Raw genomic sequence first — 16937 nt, 5'->3', positions numbered from 1 at the left:
CAAGATACACAAATTAGTAAATTTACCACCCAAAAAATTATGTTAATATTTAAGGAGTAAAATTTTTTAGGAAACTAAGGTGATTTTAGATGAATATTATTGCTTCGAAAAAAACACAAAGAATGGCAACGAGTATTTTTACCGAGCTTGTTGACAGAAAAAGAGAGGCAATGAAAAAGGGCATTGAGGTCATTGATTTAAGTGTAGGCAGCCCAAATATGCCACCGTCTGAAACTGTTGTGGATACACTAGTTCAATATAGTAAAGACACGACAAAATACGGTTATACATTAAAAGGGATTGATGAGTTTAACATAGCTGTCAGCTATTTTTATAAACATCGCTATGGCATTGAACTTGATTCTCAAACAGAGGTTTTACAGTTAATGGGTTCCCAAGATGGTCTGTCCCATTTGGCCATGGCTATGATTGATCCTGGTGATTATGTTCTTGTTCCGGATCCGGGTTATCCCATTTATGAACATAGTGTTCTGATTGCTGGAGGAATCATTCACCCGATGCCATTATTAGAGAAAAATGGATATTTACCTCAACTGGATGAAATTCCACAAGAGGTATTGCATAAAACAAAGATGATGATCATCAGTTATCCGGGAAATCCGGTCACGGCTTTAGCCAGTCAGGAATTTTTTGAAGAAGTCATTGAATTTGCGAAAAAATATAATATTCTCGTGGTTCATGATTTTGCCTATTCAGAATTGATTTTTGACGAAAATCCACAAATTAGTTTTATGTCAGTCAAAGGGGCAAAAGAAGTGGGGATTGAATTCAACTCACTATCCAAAACCTTTAATATGGCTGGCTGCCGGATTGGCTACGTTATTGGCAATAATGAGGCGATAAAGATACTGGCATCTTTTAAATCCAATATTGATTACGGGATCTTTTATCCCATCCAAAAGGCTGCTGTAACGGCACTGACTTCAGATTACTCCGTCCTTCGCGAACAAGTAAAAGAATATGAGAAGCGGAGAGATACTTTAATTGCCGGACTTGAGAAGGGTGGATGGAAGGTGACAAAGTCACCAGCGACCATGTTTATTTGGACCAAGATCCCATCAGGATGGTCTTCGCGCCAATTTGCATTTGAATTAATTGAAAAAGCTGGAGTGGCCGTTGTACCAGGTGATGCTTTCGGAGCCCAGGGTGAAGGCTATGTGAGAATGGCGCTTGTCCAATCACCAGAAAAATTAGCGATTGCAGCGGAGCGGATACAGGAATTTCTTCAAACAGTAAGAGTCTAAAATGGAAAAAGAAGCCGAGTGAATATCTTGGCTTCTTTATTTTTCGGGTTTAAGATAACCCTTTTCCCCATATGGCTGCAATTTATCCAACCACGGTTTGATCATTTGTTTCAGAGCCCATTTCACGTCTGAAATGTCTGTTGTCTCTTTTTGCTCTAGAACTTCAAACGTGAAGGATTCTTCGCTAAGCTCATTCCAGTCTTTCTGTAACTGATGGTTTGGAAAATTCCCCATTTCAAGTTGTGTTTTGATTGTTAACCAGCGGTTTTTTAAGTTGGGATAGGATGCCACGTACATTTTACCGTTGACGAGGTTAGTAATCCGGATAATCCCCATATATGTCTTGATCTGTTTATAATCTTCCTGAAGTTGTTTACGTCGTTGCTTATCCATATTTATCTCCTTTCAGAGGTTCAGTTGTCATTGACCATTCACAAACATTATATTATTATGTTTGTATAAAAGTAAACATTTAATTAAATTGTTTGTTTTATATAGAATGCTGTGAGGAGTGTATTGGGGTATGGGTGTTTCGGATATTTTTTGGAAAGCCTCTTTGGAAGAAATGAAACGAGGATACATTCAGGAAGCTGAATTTTATATTTGTCTTATATGTGGTAAAAAAATTGAAAAAGGACTCATTTATCCTATGGATGGAGTTCTATATGAGGCGGAAAAATATGCCCAAGTACATATTGAACATGCACATGGGTCGGTTTTTGAACACTTAATAGGTCTTGATAAGAAGTTGACGGGTCTTACCGAACATCAGAATCAGCTCCTTCGCCTCTTTTTTCAAGGGAGAAGTGATAAGGAAGTCCAAGAGGAAATGAACATTGGGAGTACATCAACGATACGTCATCACAGATTTGCTCTTAAAGAGAAGGAAAGGCAAGCAAAAATATTCTTGACACTCATGGAGTTATTAAAAGAAAAAGATCAATATGCGCCTGCCTTCGTTCCTCCTCATAAAACAGCTAAAATGGTGGATGACCGGTACGATATTACGAAAGAGGAGCAGGAAGAGGTCATAAAGCGTTTTATTTCGGAAGGACCTCAAATAGTTTTGAAAAAATTCCCACCTAAAGAAAAGCAGCGACTGATCCTCCTGCGGGAAATTACGAAAATTTTGGATCATGATCACATATACAATGAAACAGAAATAAATCAAATTCTTGCAGAGATATACGATGATTATGTGTTGATTAGAAGATACTTAATTGAATATGGTTTTCTTGATCGAAAATCGGATGGCAGTGAGTATTGGTTAAAAGGCAACTAAGTTGCCTTTTTATATATCGCTGTTATTCTTTTTTTCTCAGAACAAGTCTAATTTTTGGAAGGGGCGAGTATTATCTAGTAGATAAGGAGGCGATCTGGTGAAATCAATCGGAATTTTGGGTGTAGGTCAAGCTGGAGGAAATATCGCTGAAATAGCATCGACGATGGGCTTTCAAACGGCCCTTATCAACACAAATCAACGCGACGGAGCCGTTAACACAAGAGTGGAAAAGAAATACTTTGTACCAGGATATAACGGAGCAGGTCAGGACCGGTCCGTTGGTCTGCGTGCCGTTCACGAGCATTACCGTGAAATGATTGACTTCGTTAGAAAATCCTTCAAAAATATTAAACTGTTATTGGTGGCTTTTTCGACAGATGGCGGCACTGGATCTGGAATGAGTCCGCTGTTAATGGATATATTATTGGATCAGCTGCCGCAAATAAATATCGGGGCCATTGCCATTGTTCCGGAGCGGAACGTACTGGCGGGAAATCGTATAAATGCAGCTGAATGCATCGAACAGATTTCTAAAATTGAAGGGATCTCTTCTATATTTCTAGTTGATAATGACCAAATGCGAAAAACAAACCCTCAATCCAGTAAACAACAAATCTATCTTTCCTCTAATCAACAGGTCATAGAGGCCATTCATCATGTGGTTTCAGTAACCAAAAAAAGCTCGTTTTACGGAAACTTTGATGAAACGGATCTCATGAATATTCTTAATACTAGGGGAGTCACCATCATTTCCTCGGCAACTGTCACGGATGCAAAGACATCGGCGGATATTGCCAGTGCCATTCAGCGGTCATGGGCGTCTTCTATCTTCTGTCCGGTAGACACGGTTGGAGTCATTCGTGCCAGCCTCATTTACGAGGGACCGGAAAACGTGTCAAAACTCATAAATGTACCGGCGGTTTTTGAAGGGATTGGCGAGCCGGTTGAACTATTTGAAGGAACATATATTACAGAAACGGATCCGACCATCACAACGATTCTCGCTGGTTTATCTTTCCCGCGAAGCAGATTGCAGTCACTTGAAGAATCACTTGAAAAGAACAAAGAGCGTCTGCAGTTCCTTGTCAAAAAAGAGCATATGGAAAAATATGACTCACAAGTAACTTGGGCATCCAACCTAAAGGCAAAAGCACCTGAAAGAAAGTCCACTGGAGTATCATCAAAATTGTCTAAGTATCAAAAATAATATCTTACGGGTATCTCCCTTATTTGGAGATGCTCTTTTTTTTTGAGTAAATGAACCGTTTAATCTTAAGATTCAATAATAAGAAACGATAAGATAGTGGGGAGTTAAAAATAATTTAATTGACATTAAATTTTATTAAATTTATTTTAGTAAAATAATAATTTACAATATAAGTATAGTAAGAACAATGTTAAAAGGGGAATGGTTGAAATGAATTTTAAGAATATTACAGTTGCGGGCAGTGGGGTATTGGGAAGTCAAATTGCTTATCAAACTGCATTTAAGGGGTTTCAAGTAACAGTTTACGACATTAATAATGAAGCTTTGGAACGTGCGAAAGATCGATTAGTGAATCTGAAGCACCGTTACCAGGAAGATTTAGGGGTAAATGTAACAGAGGTGAATGATGCTTATAACCGCATTTCTTTTTGCAGCGATTTAGCTAAAGCGGTTGCAGATGCCGACCTTGTCATTGAAGCAGTTCCTGAAGTGGTTCAAATAAAAACAGATTTCTATAAGCATCTTGGACAAGTTGCACCGGTGAAAACGATTTTTGCGACGAACTCTTCTACATTGCTGCCAAGTCAATTTGCTGAAGCAACAGGGCGACCTGAGAGTTTCCTAGCTTTACACTTTGCTAATGAAATTTGGAAAAACAATACGGCAGAAATTATGAAACATCCAGGAACTGATATGAAGGTTTTTAATGAGGTTGTCGAATTTGCAAAAGCAATCGGAATGGTCGCTTTACCTTTATATAAAGAACAGCCAGGCTATATTTTGAATTCTTTATTAGTTCCTTTATTGGAAGCGGCTCAGCTTTTATTAGTTAAAGAAGTTGCCGACGTTGAAACCATAGATAAAACATGGATGATTGCAACAAAAGCCCCACAAGGTCCACTTGCGATATTAGATGTTGTTGGAATCAATACAGCTTATAATATTGGACGGGCCAAAGCAGAAGCAACAGGTGATCAGGAATTCAAAAAATTAGCGGATAAACTAAAAACTGAGTATATCGATAAAGGTAAGCTTGGTGTAGCGACAGGGGAAGGTTTTTACACATACCCAAACCCTAGCTATTTGGAAGAAGGATTTTTAAAAGGATAAATGGCAAAATGATGCCCGCAGGTTTGTAAATTCTTGCGGGCATCATTTTTTTCTATTTTAAGTCTGCCAAAAGGTGCTCAGTAAATTGTTGAACCATTTCTGATTCCACTTCATTCTTTCGAGTCACTCTCCAAAGATAGTTGGAAAGAGTAAGATATTCATTGATTGAGATGGTGATGATTTCATTTTTGATCTGTAATGGAAACGTTTGTAACATATAATCATTTATAAACGTAATGGCGTTTTCATGAATAACCATCTGAATCAGAGCTTCTGCATTATTGGACGTTAGGGCAAGCCGATTATTTAAGTCATCTGCAAAAAGATTTTTGGCGATTTTTTTTAAATATGGATCATTGTATAAAACAATCATTTCATCCTTAATTTCTTCCAGCGAAATTTTTTGATTAAACCGAAATAAGGAACTCTTATGTACCACCAAAACCACTTCAACCCGTTTTATCGGTTCCCATAAAAGGGCTTCTTCATGATGGCTTGGACCAAAGGAAATAAACCCCATATCTGCATGTCCGTTTTTAACTTGGTTCAGCACCCCATCAGTGTCACTTTCCACCAATTGAACATTTACGAATGGATAAATCTTACGAAATTCCAAGGTGTTATGGATAATATGTGGAACCATCCCAGGAATGGTCGCAATCACAACATTACCGTATTGATTATTTTTCGATAAAGAAATGTCATATTTCATTTTATTGATCGTTTTTAAAATAGAAATGGCATGTTGAATTACTTTTTTTCCTTCTAATGTAGGGATCACGCCTTTCTTTGACCGGGAAAAAAGGGTTACTTCTAATTCTGCCTCTAATTGGCTGATTGAAATACTGATGGCCGGAACGGTCATATGATTTTTTTTCGCTGCCTCGGTTATGGAACCTAGTTCCCCTACATCTACAAGATATTGAAGCTGAATGATATTCATATTTTTTCTCCTAAAAAATACTGACCTTCCCCTTGTTATATATATTTTAACAGAACTCAGTGAATAGATTCCATAAAGTCTATTCATTAAATAATATCCCATCTTCAAAAAAATGGAACTCCTCCTAAAGGAGAAGCTCCATTTAAACAAAGAATGAATGTTTACTGCATGGAAATCCAAACACTCTTTACTTCAGTATAGTTATGAAGCGCATAGGAGCCCATTTCACGCCCAATGCCTGATTGCTTATAGCCGCCGAATGGAGAAGCTGCATCAAAGGCATTGTAGCAGTTTACCCAAACCGTTCCCGCACGAAGTTTGCTGGAGATGTAATGGGCCTTTGCCACATCGCGAGTCCAAACTCCTGCGGCCAGACCATATTCACTATTATTGGCTCGATTAATTAATTCATCTAAATCATCATATGGCATAGCGGAAATAACCGGCCCAAAAATTTCTTCTTTGGCAATGGTCATTTCGTCCCGGACATCGGCAAAGATCGTAGGGGAGACAAAGTAGCCTTGCTCCTGAGGCTTACTGCCGCCTACAACAAGCTGTGCTCCCTCATTTAGACCTTTCTCAATATATCCAAGAACACGGTTTTGCTGCTCGACAGAAATAAGTGGTCCGATTTCTGTGTCAGCATGAATTCCGGCACCTTGTTTAATTTTGTTGGCATGGGCAGCCATATCTGCAACAACATTGTCAAATTGTTTCTTTTGAATAAATACGCGAGAACCTGCACAGCAAACCTGTCCTTGGTTGAACATAACACCATTAAGAGCACCCGGAATCGCCTTTGTTAAATCAGCATCAGGAAGAATGATATTTGGGGATTTTCCGCCTAGCTCAAGTGTTACTCTTTTCAATGTTTTGGACGCGCTCGCCATAATCATCTTTCCAACTTCAGTGGAGCCAGTGAAAGCCACTTTATCTACTAACGGATGGTCAACAAGTGGTTGCCCTGCCGTTTCTCCGAAACCAGGAACGATGTTTACCACACCAGCCGGGAACCCAGCCTCTTGGATTAGCTCAGCTAAGTAGAGTGCTGATAGTGGAGTTTGTTCTGCTGGTTTTAATACAACTGTACATCCAGTTGCAAGAGCTGCTCCAAGTTTCCACATAGCCATAAGAAGTGGAAAGTTCCAAGGGATAATTTGCCCGACCACTCCTACCGCTTCGTGGCGGGTAAAATTGAAGTATGGTCCATTAACAGGAATGGTTTGCCCAACAATTTTGGTGGCCCAGCCTGCATAGTAACGCATATGCTCGATGGCTAAAGGAATATCCGCGTTTGTTGTTTCACGAATTGGCTTACCATTATCTAAAGTTTCCAGCTGGGCTAGTTCTTCACTATTCTCCTCCATTAAATCAGCAAGCTTATACATAAGGCGACTTCGATTAGCTGCGCTCATTTTAGACCATGGGCCTTCATCGAATGCTTTACGTGCAGCTTTTACTGCTAGATCAATATCCTCTTTACCAGCCTCATATACACAAGCTAAAACCTCTCCAGTTGCCGGATTGTATGAATCAAACGTTTTTTGTGATTTGCTTTCTACAAATTCCCCATTAATAAATAGTTTTTTCTTACCTACTAAAAACTTCTCTACTTTTTCTTTTAACCCTACAGCTAATTGACTCATTATATTCCTCCTTAAAAGTAGTATTCTATGTAAATCATGTTGAGGAAACCTGAGGTTAGTCATGGTAGCAGTTACATAAAAAATAGTAACACCGCGCTCATGTGTAATTCAATGAATTGTTTCACAAATATTCTGACAACAATCGAATAATTTTGTTATTACCTGACTGCTAAACTCAGTTTTTCTGTCAAAAAGGGATTCGATTAACAAGAAATGACAAAATGCATTAGGAAAGGATTGGAAACGCTTCATTTTTAATTTTTATAGTATTCAGAATTTTAGACTTTATTTTTTTGAATAAGGGGAGTATTCTATTCTAAAGGGTCTTTATTTTTATAGAATAATAAAGACAGAATTATAGGGGGAACATGCTATGAAAGATTATCAAATTAAAACAGTCCTTAGTGAAAATCGTAAATCGAAACCTGAAGCTGATCAGCTCACTTTTGGCAAGGTATATACGGATCATATGTTCATTATGGATTACACAGAAGGTGAGGGCTGGCATGATCCGCGGATTATACCTTACCAACCAATTAGTTTAGACCCTGCGTCAAAGGTTTTCCATTATGGCCAAACTGTATTTGAGGGTCTAAAGGCATACTTATCTGAGGATGGGCAAGTGTATTTATTTAGACCTGACCGCAATTTTAATAGGTTAAATCACTCAAATTCCCGTTTATGTATTCCACATATTGATGAAGAATTAGCTTTAGAGGCATTAAAGCAACTTATTATTATTGATCGGGAATGGGTTCCCAAAGCTGAGGGAACTTCTCTATATATTCGCCCATTCATCATAAGTACTGAACCAAATTTAGGGGTAGCACCGTCGCATAATTATCAATTTATTATTATTTTGTCCCCAGTTGGCTCTTATTATAAGGAAGGTATTCACCCGGTAAAGATCGCGGTGGAACAGCAATATGTGCGGACAGTTGCAGGTGGAACAGGAGAGGCCAAAACAGGAGGAAACTATGCTAGCAGTCTAAAAGCACAGGAAAAGGCAGATCAAATTGGCTATTCTCAAGTGCTTTGGTTAGATGGGAAAGAAAATAGATATATTGAAGAAGTAGGCAGTATGAATGTGTTCTTTAAAATAAATGGGGAAGTTGTAACACCTGAATTAAACGGCAGTATCTTGGAGGGAATCACCAGAGATTCTATAATTCAGCTTTTAAAATACTGGAATGTCCCAGTTGTTGAAAGAAGAATTTCTATGGATGAAATCTATGAAGCTTATAAAGCAGGTTTATTAGAGGAAGCATATGGTACAGGTACGGCAGCTGTCATTTCACCAATCGGTGAGTTTTTATGGGAAAATGAAAAACTTGTGATTAACAATGGAGAAATTGGTAAGCTTACCAAGGAATTATATGATACCTTAACTGGAATCCAATATGGAACTAAACCAGATCCATTTGGCTGGCGGGTTCAATTAAATCAAGAAACAAAAGATATGTATTCAGGAAGCCTAAGTTAAGGGCATTGGAAAAATATAGGATAACCCCTCGTTTCATACGGATCGAGGGGTTATTTTTTTTACAATTTTTTCAATATCGGTAAGAATATTCTACATAATATTACAATTATATTAAATTAACGACGCTTTTATTGTTTTTAGAGCATTTGGAATATAAACTAGGAATATATTAAACGTCTGAATCAAAGATACATAGCAAAAGGAGATTAATAATGATAAAGAAAATATTTAAATATTCAATATCGCTTGCCGTTGTTGCGTCAATGATTCAAGCAACGCCTACTTTTGCAAGTCCAGTCAATACACCAGTTACTCAAGGGCAAATTAATGAGACACAAGGACAAATCGATACGTTTGAAACAAAGATGCAACAATTGGACGACCAAATCAGCACATCAATGGAAAAAAGTCAGCAATTAAATAACCAGATTACTGAACAGCAAGCAAAAATTGAAGAAACAAAAGCTGAAATCGAGGCTGCTAAAAAATCTTTAGAATTGCATAAACAAGTCTATTCTGAACGATTAAAAAGTATTCAGTCAGAAGGTAAAGATTCTCTAGCCACTTATGCAGAGCTTTTGCTTTCATCTAATAATATTTCTGACTTCTTATCTCGGTTTACTGCTATATCAAAAATTCTTGAAAGCGATTCAGATCTACTGAACGGTTTAAATGAAAAAGAACAGGCATTAAAAACGGCTGAAGAAAAACTACATAGTGAATTGGATAGTTTAAATAAAAGTAAGGAAGAATTAGCTGCTGAACAAAGAAAAATTGAAGCAGATAAACAAGAAATTACAAAAGCATTGGCTGATGCACAAACTTTGTTACAAAGTCAGCAAGCACAACTTGCAGAGCAACAGGCTGAGGCTCAAAGACAGGCTCAATTGGCAGCTCAAGCCGCAGCAGCTCAGGCGGCTGCGCCAACTCAACAACAGCCAGGGGCACCTGCTCCAAGTGGAAGCAGTCCTTCTGTTCCAAAATCAACACCTTCGTTTGGTACAGCAGATCCTGCTGATCCTGGATCGGCTGGAAGACTAATTGCTATTGCCAAACAGTATTTAGGGGTTCCTTACGTATGGGGTGGAACAACGCCAAGTGGATTTGATTGTTCAGGATTCACCTCCTATGTATTCCGCCAAATTGGCATCAATCTGCCAAGGGTATCCAGAGATCAGCAAAATGTTGGAATTAGAATTTCTCCAAGTCAAGTACAGCCGGGTGATTTAGTATTTCGTGGATATCCTGCATACCACGTGGGTATTTATATCGGTGGTGGGCAATATATTCACGCTCCACAAACAGGTGATGTCGTGAAAATTGCTTCTTATAATCCTGCTTCCTTTTCAACTGCTGCTAGAGTTTTACGTTAGAGCGGAATCAATTAAGAAGGGCAATCGGTTCATGTATCATTCATTGTACCGATTGCCCTTTTATATTTTCTTAAAATTTGGGATGCCAAAAAGACTAGAGATCTCGTAGATTCTAGTCTTTTTTTTCTATCTATTTGGCTATGGACCGAAACCCCGTCACTTCAATTAATTATTGGTATGCATCACTAAGCCGTCAAAAAATTGTTTTAGAGAAACTTTGCCTCCGGTTGACGATTTTTCTTGTAGGAAAAGGATCTCTTTGTGGATATTTTTATATCCATAGAGAGTATTGGCACACTCCATCGTTAATTCATTGTCAAAATCATCTTGGAATAAATTAGCGAGATTTACCATGCCCTTTTTTATCGCTCTCCGAACGCGCTGAAAAATAATTTTCTTTTCATGAGAGTTTAAAGCAAATTGTTGATCAAAGTTGATATCATTAAAAGAAATATTTTGTTCGATCATCAATTGACAAATATTTAAAATATCAGCATAACCTGCTTCAGAAGTTATTCCTAAAAATCCAAGAATAGATCGAACTTTCTTTTTCGTTTCATGAAGATGATTTGTGTTTACATTTGAAAAGCCATTGGAAGAAGGTTCTAACAAGTTTTGAATTTTTTTCAGTTTTTGTTCCATTAGAATACTTTGTTTTACACGATCAACGATTGTCCGTACTTCGATAATATTGATGGGTTTATCGATAAAAAATTCAATACCAGCTTTATAAGCATCCTCTCTCAAATCACTGTCTCGTACTTGTGAAATCATAATAAATTTTAACTCGGGTTTTGCCTTGTGAAGTGCTTCAACTAAGGCAATACCATTTAATTCAGGCATTAACAAATCTACCAATACAATATCAACATTCCGCAACATCAGGTCATTTAAGGCCATTTTAGGAGATACTGAGGTTCCAACTACCTGATTGTTCATGTTTTCTTCCACGATTCTTTGTAAGATCATTGTGACTGCAAGATCATCATCAACGATATAAAAATTCATGACTGTTCCCCCGTAGTTAGTTTTTCTTTATTAAGCGTTAAAAAGAAATTCGCTCCTTTTCCTTCTTCAGAAACAACTTTTATATGTCCCCCGAATTGTTCTGCCACAATAATTTTTACGTGCGACAACCCAATTCCTCGATAAATATCTCCGGTATATTGATTGAATTTTGTTGAAAAACCTGGTTGAAAGATCATATCTATAATCTCTGAAGGGATACCAGGACCATTGTCAGTAATACTAATTAGCAGCTGCTCTCCCTGATCTTTGACTATTACTGTTATGGAACCTCCATGTTGTTTTCCAATTGCATCAAGGCCATTCACAATTATATTCGACAAGATTGAAACCAAGTAGTAATGATTAACGATTTGTAAATCGATTTGGTTTTTGACCGTAATTAAGATATCCAATTTCCTCTCTCTAACAAGACTGCGTGAATGCATTAGGACGATTTTTAGAATGTCGCTCAATCGCATAAAGGGGTCATTTTCAACTTCAAAATAACTCCCCAGACCTTTGATGACATTTTGATAATCTTTCTTTACCTCATGTACGTCTCTGGCGATATCTAACGCAATACTACCATTTTTACTAAGAGGGTTTTCATGAAAAAGCTCTTTATTGAGTAAATAAGCATTTTTCATGATTCTTTCGATTTCGTTAATATTCTTATTCATAAAATAGACTTCACTTTTAACTGCCGAAACTGACCACAAAAAATTATAATATCTCTGCTCATGACTCTTTTTTCTAATCATTAGCGTAAAGTAATGATATAAAAATGCAATAAAGCAGCTAATTAGAGCGCGCAGCAAGGCAACAATAAATAATATCTTAAATAAACGCAGACTATAATGTGAAAAATTTAACAAAAGACTAACTTCCAAAAGATTAGATATATAATCACAGAGCAGAATTGTAAAAAAGAAAGAACTATCATTGCGATATGCACGATGCCAGTATAAAAAATAGTACACAAATCCGTAACAGAGATAAAAGGCAATATCGGTAAATATATATGAAGCAATCGTTTCCAGAGCATAATTATTGGTGATAAAAAGTAGAAGTCCTCTGAAAAAAGGTGAAGCAAATGCAATTCCAAGTGTTAACGGTATTGGATTTAGATCATCATTAAAATATAAAAAAATGGGTAATAAGATGACGGCCAACGTTAAAATGAAGCCATCCACAAAAAACGTTATATTAATTTGTGCTGCCAACGCGATACAAGTTGCAGCAACAGTTATTCTTTTGATTTTATCTTGGTTGATATTGCGAGAAAAAAACGGAATAAAAAATCCCTCCCAGAAAAACTTGTCGAATCTTTTTGAAGTTTTTTGAAGCATCCGAATACACTTAAATTATAGATTGTAAAAGGTTTCACAAACAATGAATTATTTGTGAAACCTTCTATACGATTATATTTTACTGGGGAGATGACCTTATGAATAATGTAAGCGTTGCCAAACAACCGGAGGACATGATGAACAATGCAGGCTCCAGCACAGAAAAGGGTCCAAGAAAGAAGTTTAAATTAAGAATGCCCGGAGCATTTGTCATCTTGTTTTTCTTAACGATTGTTGCTGTGATTGCAACATGGGCTATTCCAGCAGGGTCTTATTCAAAGTTATCCTATGATTCATCTAGTTCTAAATTGCAAATTACTGATCCATATGGAAAAGTCAAAACCATTCCTAGTACACAAGAAGAACTTAACAAACTTGGTGTTAAGATTGACATCAAACAGTTCACTTCGGGAGGAATAACGAAACCGGTCTCTGTTCCAAATACATATAAAAGATTAAAACAGAAGCCTGCAGGACCCGAAACCATAACAAACAGTATGATTCGCGGGACAATAGAGGCTGTTGATATTATGGTATTTATTTTTGTTTTGGGCGGTTTGATTGGTGTTGTTAAGGCAAGTGGTTCGTTCGAATCTGGTCTTTTAGCTTTGACGAAAAAAACGAAAGGGCGTGAGTTCCTTTTAATTTTCTTGGTCTCGATTTTAATGATTTTAGGTGGAACGTTATGCGGTATCGAGGAAGAAGCCGTAGCCTTTTATCCCATTTTAGTTCCTGTCTTTTTAGCGATGGAGTATGATTCTATCGTTTGTGTAGGGGCTATATTCTTAGCAAGTTCAATTGGTACCTGCTTTTCGACAATTAATCCTTTTTCCGTGGTCATTGCATCTAATGCCGCAGGAATCAATTTCACTCAAGGTCTTACTTGGCGGATTGGTGGGTTAGCTATTGCGGCCATATTTGTCGTCCTTTATCTACGTTGGTATTCCCAAAAAGTGAAAGCTGATCCTACGTTCTCTTATTCTTATGAAGATCGTGATGAATTCGATAAAATGTGGTCTGTAGCATCGACTGAAGGAAACGAAAATACTTCATTTACAGTGCGTAAAAAAATTATATTGACATTGTTTGTTGTGGGATTCCCACTTATGGTATGGGGTGTTATGTCTCAGGGCTGGTGGTTCCCTACCATGGCTGCTTCATTCTTAACATTTGCTATTATTATTATGTTCTTAACTGCTACTGGAAAAAACGGTATTGGCGAGAAAGGTGTCGTCGATGCCTTTGTAAATGGTGCATCGAGTTTAGTGGGTGTTTCCTTAATTATTGGTCTTGCCCGAGGAATTAATATCGTCATGAATGAAGGCTTGATTTCTGATACGATCCTTCAATTTTCATCTTCACTTGTTTCGCATGTAAGTGGGCCGATATTTATTCTTGCCATGTTATTCATCTTTTTTGTCCTTGGATTTATCGTTCCGTCGTCATCCGGATTAGCTGTTCTTTCTATGCCGATCCTTGCTCCTTTAGCTGATACGGTGGATATCCCACGGTTTGTCATTGTTACTGCTTATCAATTTGGACAGTATGCTATGCTCTTCTTAGCACCAACCGGATTAGTAATGGCGACTTTACAAATGTTGAATATGAAGTATTCTCATTGGTTTAGATTCGTTTGGCCTGTTGTCCTTTTTGTTCTAGGTTTTGGTGGACTAATGTTAGTTTTACAAGTGCTAATTTATTAGAGTTAATGGATTTCTGTTTCTTTTATCAAGATTGTTAGTAAAGAAATATAATGAAAAAAAGACTACTTCTTCATCATCAGGGAGTAGTCTTTTTAGTAGATTAAAATGTTTTAAAGTATTCCACAATCCCATCGGCAATAGATCTTGCTAATGTGCTTTGGTAATAATCGGTAATTAATTTATTACGTTCACTGTCATTGTTGATAAATCCAATCTCTACCAACGTAGCAGGCATTGCTGACTCACGAATAACCGAAAAGGAATTTCCAGCCGTTCCACGATTATATGCTCCTGTGTAGGAGGCCATTTTCTTTTGGATTATGTTTGTTAGTGTGATACTCTTTGATACTCTTTGCGGATTATCATCCATGTCATCATTAATTTTGGAAGGATAATCCGGATCATATTCATAATAGAAAGACTCGATTCCAGAAGCAGACGTAGCACCAGTTCCTGTTGAATTCGTGTGGATACTAACAAAAATATCAGCTTTTGCATTATTGGCCATACTAGAACGATCTAGTAAGGGAATAAAGGTATCATTACTGCGGGACATATATACAGTGTAGCCTTTATTTAATAGAATGGATTGAACTTTTTTTGCTACAGCAAGATTCAAGTTTTTTTCTTGATATCCTCCAGCAGTTGCACCTGGATCATATCCCCCATGTCCAGGGTCTAAAAATACAGTAAAGGCTGATTGATTAAATGCCACAGTTGTACTAGGCAATGTTGTAACCTGGCCTTTATTGTTAGTTGCTTTTATTGTAATGGTATGTTTTCCTTCAGAGTATTTGGTTGTATCCAATGAAAAGTGATAACCGGAGTTGCCATTTTTGAAATCAGGGTAAGCCTTTTGGACATCCTTTCGTACATCGCCATAGACAGCTTGACCAACTACAGCACCGTCTATTAATACTTCAATATTCTTTACTCCGTTTTGATCCAATAACCAGCCAGATATATTAATGATTTTTTGGAGGGTAGAATTTGGTGTAGGACTGTCCATGGTTCCAATTATATTTTTTATCGTAATGGAACGATTTGGCAAGGTTGTGATCAACCCATCTTTTCCTGTTGCCTTAATTGTAACGGTGTGGTTACCATCAGTAAATTTAGTTGTGTCAAGAAAGTAATGGAAGCCTGAATGACCATTTCTGAATTGTGGGAAAGCTTTTTCGACATCTGATCTAGCATCACCATAAGCGGCCTGACCAACTACTGTGCCATCAACTAGTACCTCAATTTTTGCTATACCATGCGCATTCAAGAACCAGCCGGATACGTTTTTTGTTCCTGTAAGTGTTGAACCTGCAGTAGGTGTATCTAAAACTCCCTCGACATTTTTGATGGTTACAGACCTTGATGGTAGAGTTTTAACGTTACCATTCATGGCCTTTTCTCGAATAGTAATAGTATGTAAACCATCTGAGAATTTAGTCGTGTCAAGAGTATAATGGAAGCCTGATTTGCCATTTTTAAATTGAAGAAAAGCCTTTTTTACATCTAGTCTGGTATCACCATAGACTGCTTGACCTACTACCTTGCCATCCACCAGTACTTCGATTTTGGATACTCCGTTTTGATCCAAAATCCAGCCTTTTATTTCATGGCTTCCGGTAAGGATAGAACCAGCTGCCGGATGATCTAATTCACCTTTGGTATTTTCAAACTTTACTTTATTTTCCGGTAAGGTAGTAACTCGACCATTTTTTGATGTTTCTCTCACTGCAATGGTATGGTCACCGTCGGAGAATTTGGTAGTGTCTAAAGCAAAATGAAACCCAGAGTTTCCATTTTTGAATAGAGGGAAAACCGTTTTTACATCAGGTCTTGCATCACCGTAAACGGCTTGTCCAGTCACTTTACCATCCACTAATATTTCTAATTTTTTAACTCCGTTTCCATCCAAAAACCAGCCTTTTACGTTTTGTGTCCCGGTAAGAGTAGAGTTTGTAACTGGAGTGTCCAATACTCCCTTGGTATTGGCAATGCTAATAGGTGTTGCGGGTAAGGTTGTAACGCGACCATTCTTAGCGGTTTCTTTAATTGATACAGTATGTTTTCCATCAGAAAATTTTGTTGTATTGAGAGTAAAATGAAAACCAGATTTCCCATTATTGAATAATGGGTAAGCTCTTTGGACATCCGGTCTGCTATCGCCATAATAAGCTTTTCCAACCACATTGCCGTCTACCATTACTTCGATTTTCGCTACTCCACTTTGATCTAAGAACCAGCCTTTGACATTTTGTGTTCCGGCGAGACTAGATCCAACTACTGGACTATCCAAAATCCCTTTGACATTGGCTGTGGTCATGGTCCTTGCGTAAGCAGATTGAGGTAAATCCACGCACGTCAACAACATGGCTCCTGCCAATAAAACTGTTCCAATTTTTCTAAAAAACTTCATCTTTTCTCCTTTCAGCTGTGTTATTAATCTACAAAAGTATCCTTTACTATAATACTATTCTTTTGAAAAAAATGTATAAAAATGTAGTATTTTATTTCAATAAACAAACAAAAAAAGGACTTCCATCTAATGAAGTCCTTACATGTAAATATGTG

The 16937-nt window shown here is 37.5% G+C and carries 13 protein-coding genes; 7 read left to right on the top strand and 6 right to left on the bottom strand.

The features are described from left to right. Positions 1-89: 89 nt before the first annotated feature. Positions 90-1265, top strand: a complete 1176-nt coding sequence (locus tag ACI3K6_RS11960; RefSeq protein ID WP_435555004.1) for an aminotransferase class I/II-fold pyridoxal phosphate-dependent enzyme — start codon at positions 90-92, stop codon at positions 1263-1265. 36 nt (positions 1266-1301) lie between these two features. Here ACI3K6_RS11960 and ACI3K6_RS11955 read toward each other — a convergent pair whose 3' ends face one another. After that, positions 1302-1658 carry a GIY-YIG nuclease family protein gene (locus tag ACI3K6_RS11955; RefSeq protein WP_435555003.1) on the bottom strand — a complete coding sequence of 119 codons (357 nt, stop codon included), beginning with the start codon at positions 1656-1658 and terminating at the stop codon, positions 1302-1304. Positions 1659-1788: 130 nt separating this feature from the next. On the opposite strand from ACI3K6_RS11955, the gene ACI3K6_RS11950 reads away from it, so the two are divergent. The 3 genes from ACI3K6_RS11950 (at position 1789) to ACI3K6_RS11940 (ending at position 4864) form a co-directional block, all read left to right on the top strand. Next, the gene (locus ACI3K6_RS11950; protein WP_435555002.1) at positions 1789-2547 is read left to right on the top strand and encodes a DUF2087 domain-containing protein; all 759 of its coding nucleotides are present in this window, start codon (positions 1789-1791) and stop codon (positions 2545-2547) included. 97 nt (positions 2548-2644) lie between these two features. After that, a complete protein-coding gene (locus ACI3K6_RS11945) occupies positions 2645-3754 on the top strand; it encodes an FtsZ/tubulin family protein (RefSeq protein WP_435555001.1) in 1110 nt (369 codons plus the stop codon). A gap of 210 nt (positions 3755-3964) precedes the next feature. Then, on the top strand, positions 3965-4864 hold the full coding sequence (locus ACI3K6_RS11940; protein WP_435555000.1) for a 3-hydroxyacyl-CoA dehydrogenase: 900 nt from the start codon (positions 3965-3967) through the stop codon (positions 4862-4864). A gap of 52 nt (positions 4865-4916) precedes the next feature. Here ACI3K6_RS11940 and ACI3K6_RS11935 read toward each other — a convergent pair whose 3' ends face one another. Further along, entirely contained in the window at positions 4917-5807 is an 891-nt protein-coding gene (locus tag ACI3K6_RS11935; RefSeq protein WP_435554999.1) for a LysR family transcriptional regulator, read from the bottom strand. A 161-nt stretch (positions 5808-5968) separates the two neighbouring features. Beyond that, positions 5969-7453: an aldehyde dehydrogenase family protein gene (locus ACI3K6_RS11930; protein ID WP_435554998.1), complete on the bottom strand. Its 1485-nt coding sequence runs from the start codon at positions 7451-7453 to the stop codon at positions 5969-5971. A gap of 373 nt (positions 7454-7826) precedes the next feature. Between ACI3K6_RS11930 and ACI3K6_RS11925 the strand changes: the two genes are divergently transcribed. Then, on the top strand, positions 7827-8936 hold the full coding sequence (locus ACI3K6_RS11925; RefSeq protein WP_435554997.1) for a branched-chain amino acid aminotransferase: 1110 nt from the start codon (positions 7827-7829) through the stop codon (positions 8934-8936). 212 nt (positions 8937-9148) lie between these two features. Continuing rightward, positions 9149-10309: a C40 family peptidase gene (locus ACI3K6_RS11920; protein ID WP_435554996.1), complete on the top strand. Its 1161-nt coding sequence runs from the start codon at positions 9149-9151 to the stop codon at positions 10307-10309. 165 nt (positions 10310-10474) lie between these two features. Here ACI3K6_RS11920 and ACI3K6_RS11915 read toward each other — a convergent pair whose 3' ends face one another. Both ACI3K6_RS11915 and ACI3K6_RS11910 read right to left on the bottom strand, forming a co-directional pair. After that, on the bottom strand, positions 10475-11317 hold the full coding sequence (locus ACI3K6_RS11915; protein ID WP_335477077.1) for a DNA-binding domain-containing protein: 843 nt from the start codon (positions 11315-11317) through the stop codon (positions 10475-10477). Continuing rightward, on the bottom strand, positions 11314-12666 hold the full coding sequence (locus ACI3K6_RS11910) for a sensor histidine kinase (protein WP_435554995.1): 1353 nt from the start codon (positions 12664-12666) through the stop codon (positions 11314-11316). Before ACI3K6_RS11910 ends, ACI3K6_RS11915 begins: the two co-directional genes overlap by 4 nt. A 137-nt stretch (positions 12667-12803) precedes the next feature. On the opposite strand from ACI3K6_RS11910, the gene ACI3K6_RS11905 reads away from it, so the two are divergent. Further along, on the top strand, positions 12804-14369 hold the full coding sequence (locus ACI3K6_RS11905; protein WP_435555238.1) for a YfcC family protein: 1566 nt from the start codon (positions 12804-12806) through the stop codon (positions 14367-14369). Positions 14370-14469: 100 nt separating this feature from the next. On the opposite strand, the gene ACI3K6_RS11900 is transcribed toward ACI3K6_RS11905, so the two are convergent. Then, positions 14470-16782, bottom strand: coding sequence for an N-acetylmuramoyl-L-alanine amidase (locus ACI3K6_RS11900; protein ID WP_435554994.1), 2313 nt, complete (start codon positions 16780-16782; stop codon positions 14470-14472). Positions 16783-16937: the final 155 nt, after the last annotated feature.

It is taken from the genome of Neobacillus solisequens (assembly GCF_051233465.1).
Taxonomy (GTDB): Bacteria; Bacillota; Bacilli; order Bacillales; family Cytobacillaceae; genus Neobacillus.
Note: the sequence above shows the minus strand (reverse complement) of the source record. Positions and strands in the feature narration are given on the sequence as shown.

Coding starts and splice junctions, on each gene's coding strand:
- ACI3K6_RS11955 (WP_435555003.1), bottom strand. CDS start 1,658: ATGGATAAGCAACGACGTAAACAACTTCAGGAAGATTATAAACAGATC.
- ACI3K6_RS11900 (WP_435554994.1), bottom strand. CDS start 16,782: ATGAAGTTTTTTAGAAAAATTGGAACAGTTTTATTGGCAGGAGCCATG.
- ACI3K6_RS11940 (WP_435555000.1), top strand. CDS start 3,965: ATGAATTTTAAGAATATTACAGTTGCGGGCAGTGGGGTATTGGGAAGT.
- ACI3K6_RS11935 (WP_435554999.1), bottom strand. CDS start 5,807: ATGAATATCATTCAGCTTCAATATCTTGTAGATGTAGGGGAACTAGGT.
- ACI3K6_RS11930 (WP_435554998.1), bottom strand. CDS start 7,453: ATGAGTCAATTAGCTGTAGGGTTAAAAGAAAAAGTAGAGAAGTTTTTA.
- ACI3K6_RS11920 (WP_435554996.1), top strand. CDS start 9,149: ATGATAAAGAAAATATTTAAATATTCAATATCGCTTGCCGTTGTTGCG.
- ACI3K6_RS11905 (WP_435555238.1), top strand. CDS start 12,804: ATGAACAATGCAGGCTCCAGCACAGAAAAGGGTCCAAGAAAGAAGTTT.
- ACI3K6_RS11910 (WP_435554995.1), bottom strand. CDS start 12,666: ATGCTTCAAAAAACTTCAAAAAGATTCGACAAGTTTTTCTGGGAGGGA.
- ACI3K6_RS11960 (WP_435555004.1), top strand. CDS start 90: ATGAATATTATTGCTTCGAAAAAAACACAAAGAATGGCAACGAGTATT.
- ACI3K6_RS11915 (WP_335477077.1), bottom strand. CDS start 11,317: ATGAATTTTTATATCGTTGATGATGATCTTGCAGTCACAATGATCTTA.
- ACI3K6_RS11925 (WP_435554997.1), top strand. CDS start 7,827: ATGAAAGATTATCAAATTAAAACAGTCCTTAGTGAAAATCGTAAATCG.
- ACI3K6_RS11950 (WP_435555002.1), top strand. CDS start 1,789: ATGGGTGTTTCGGATATTTTTTGGAAAGCCTCTTTGGAAGAAATGAAA.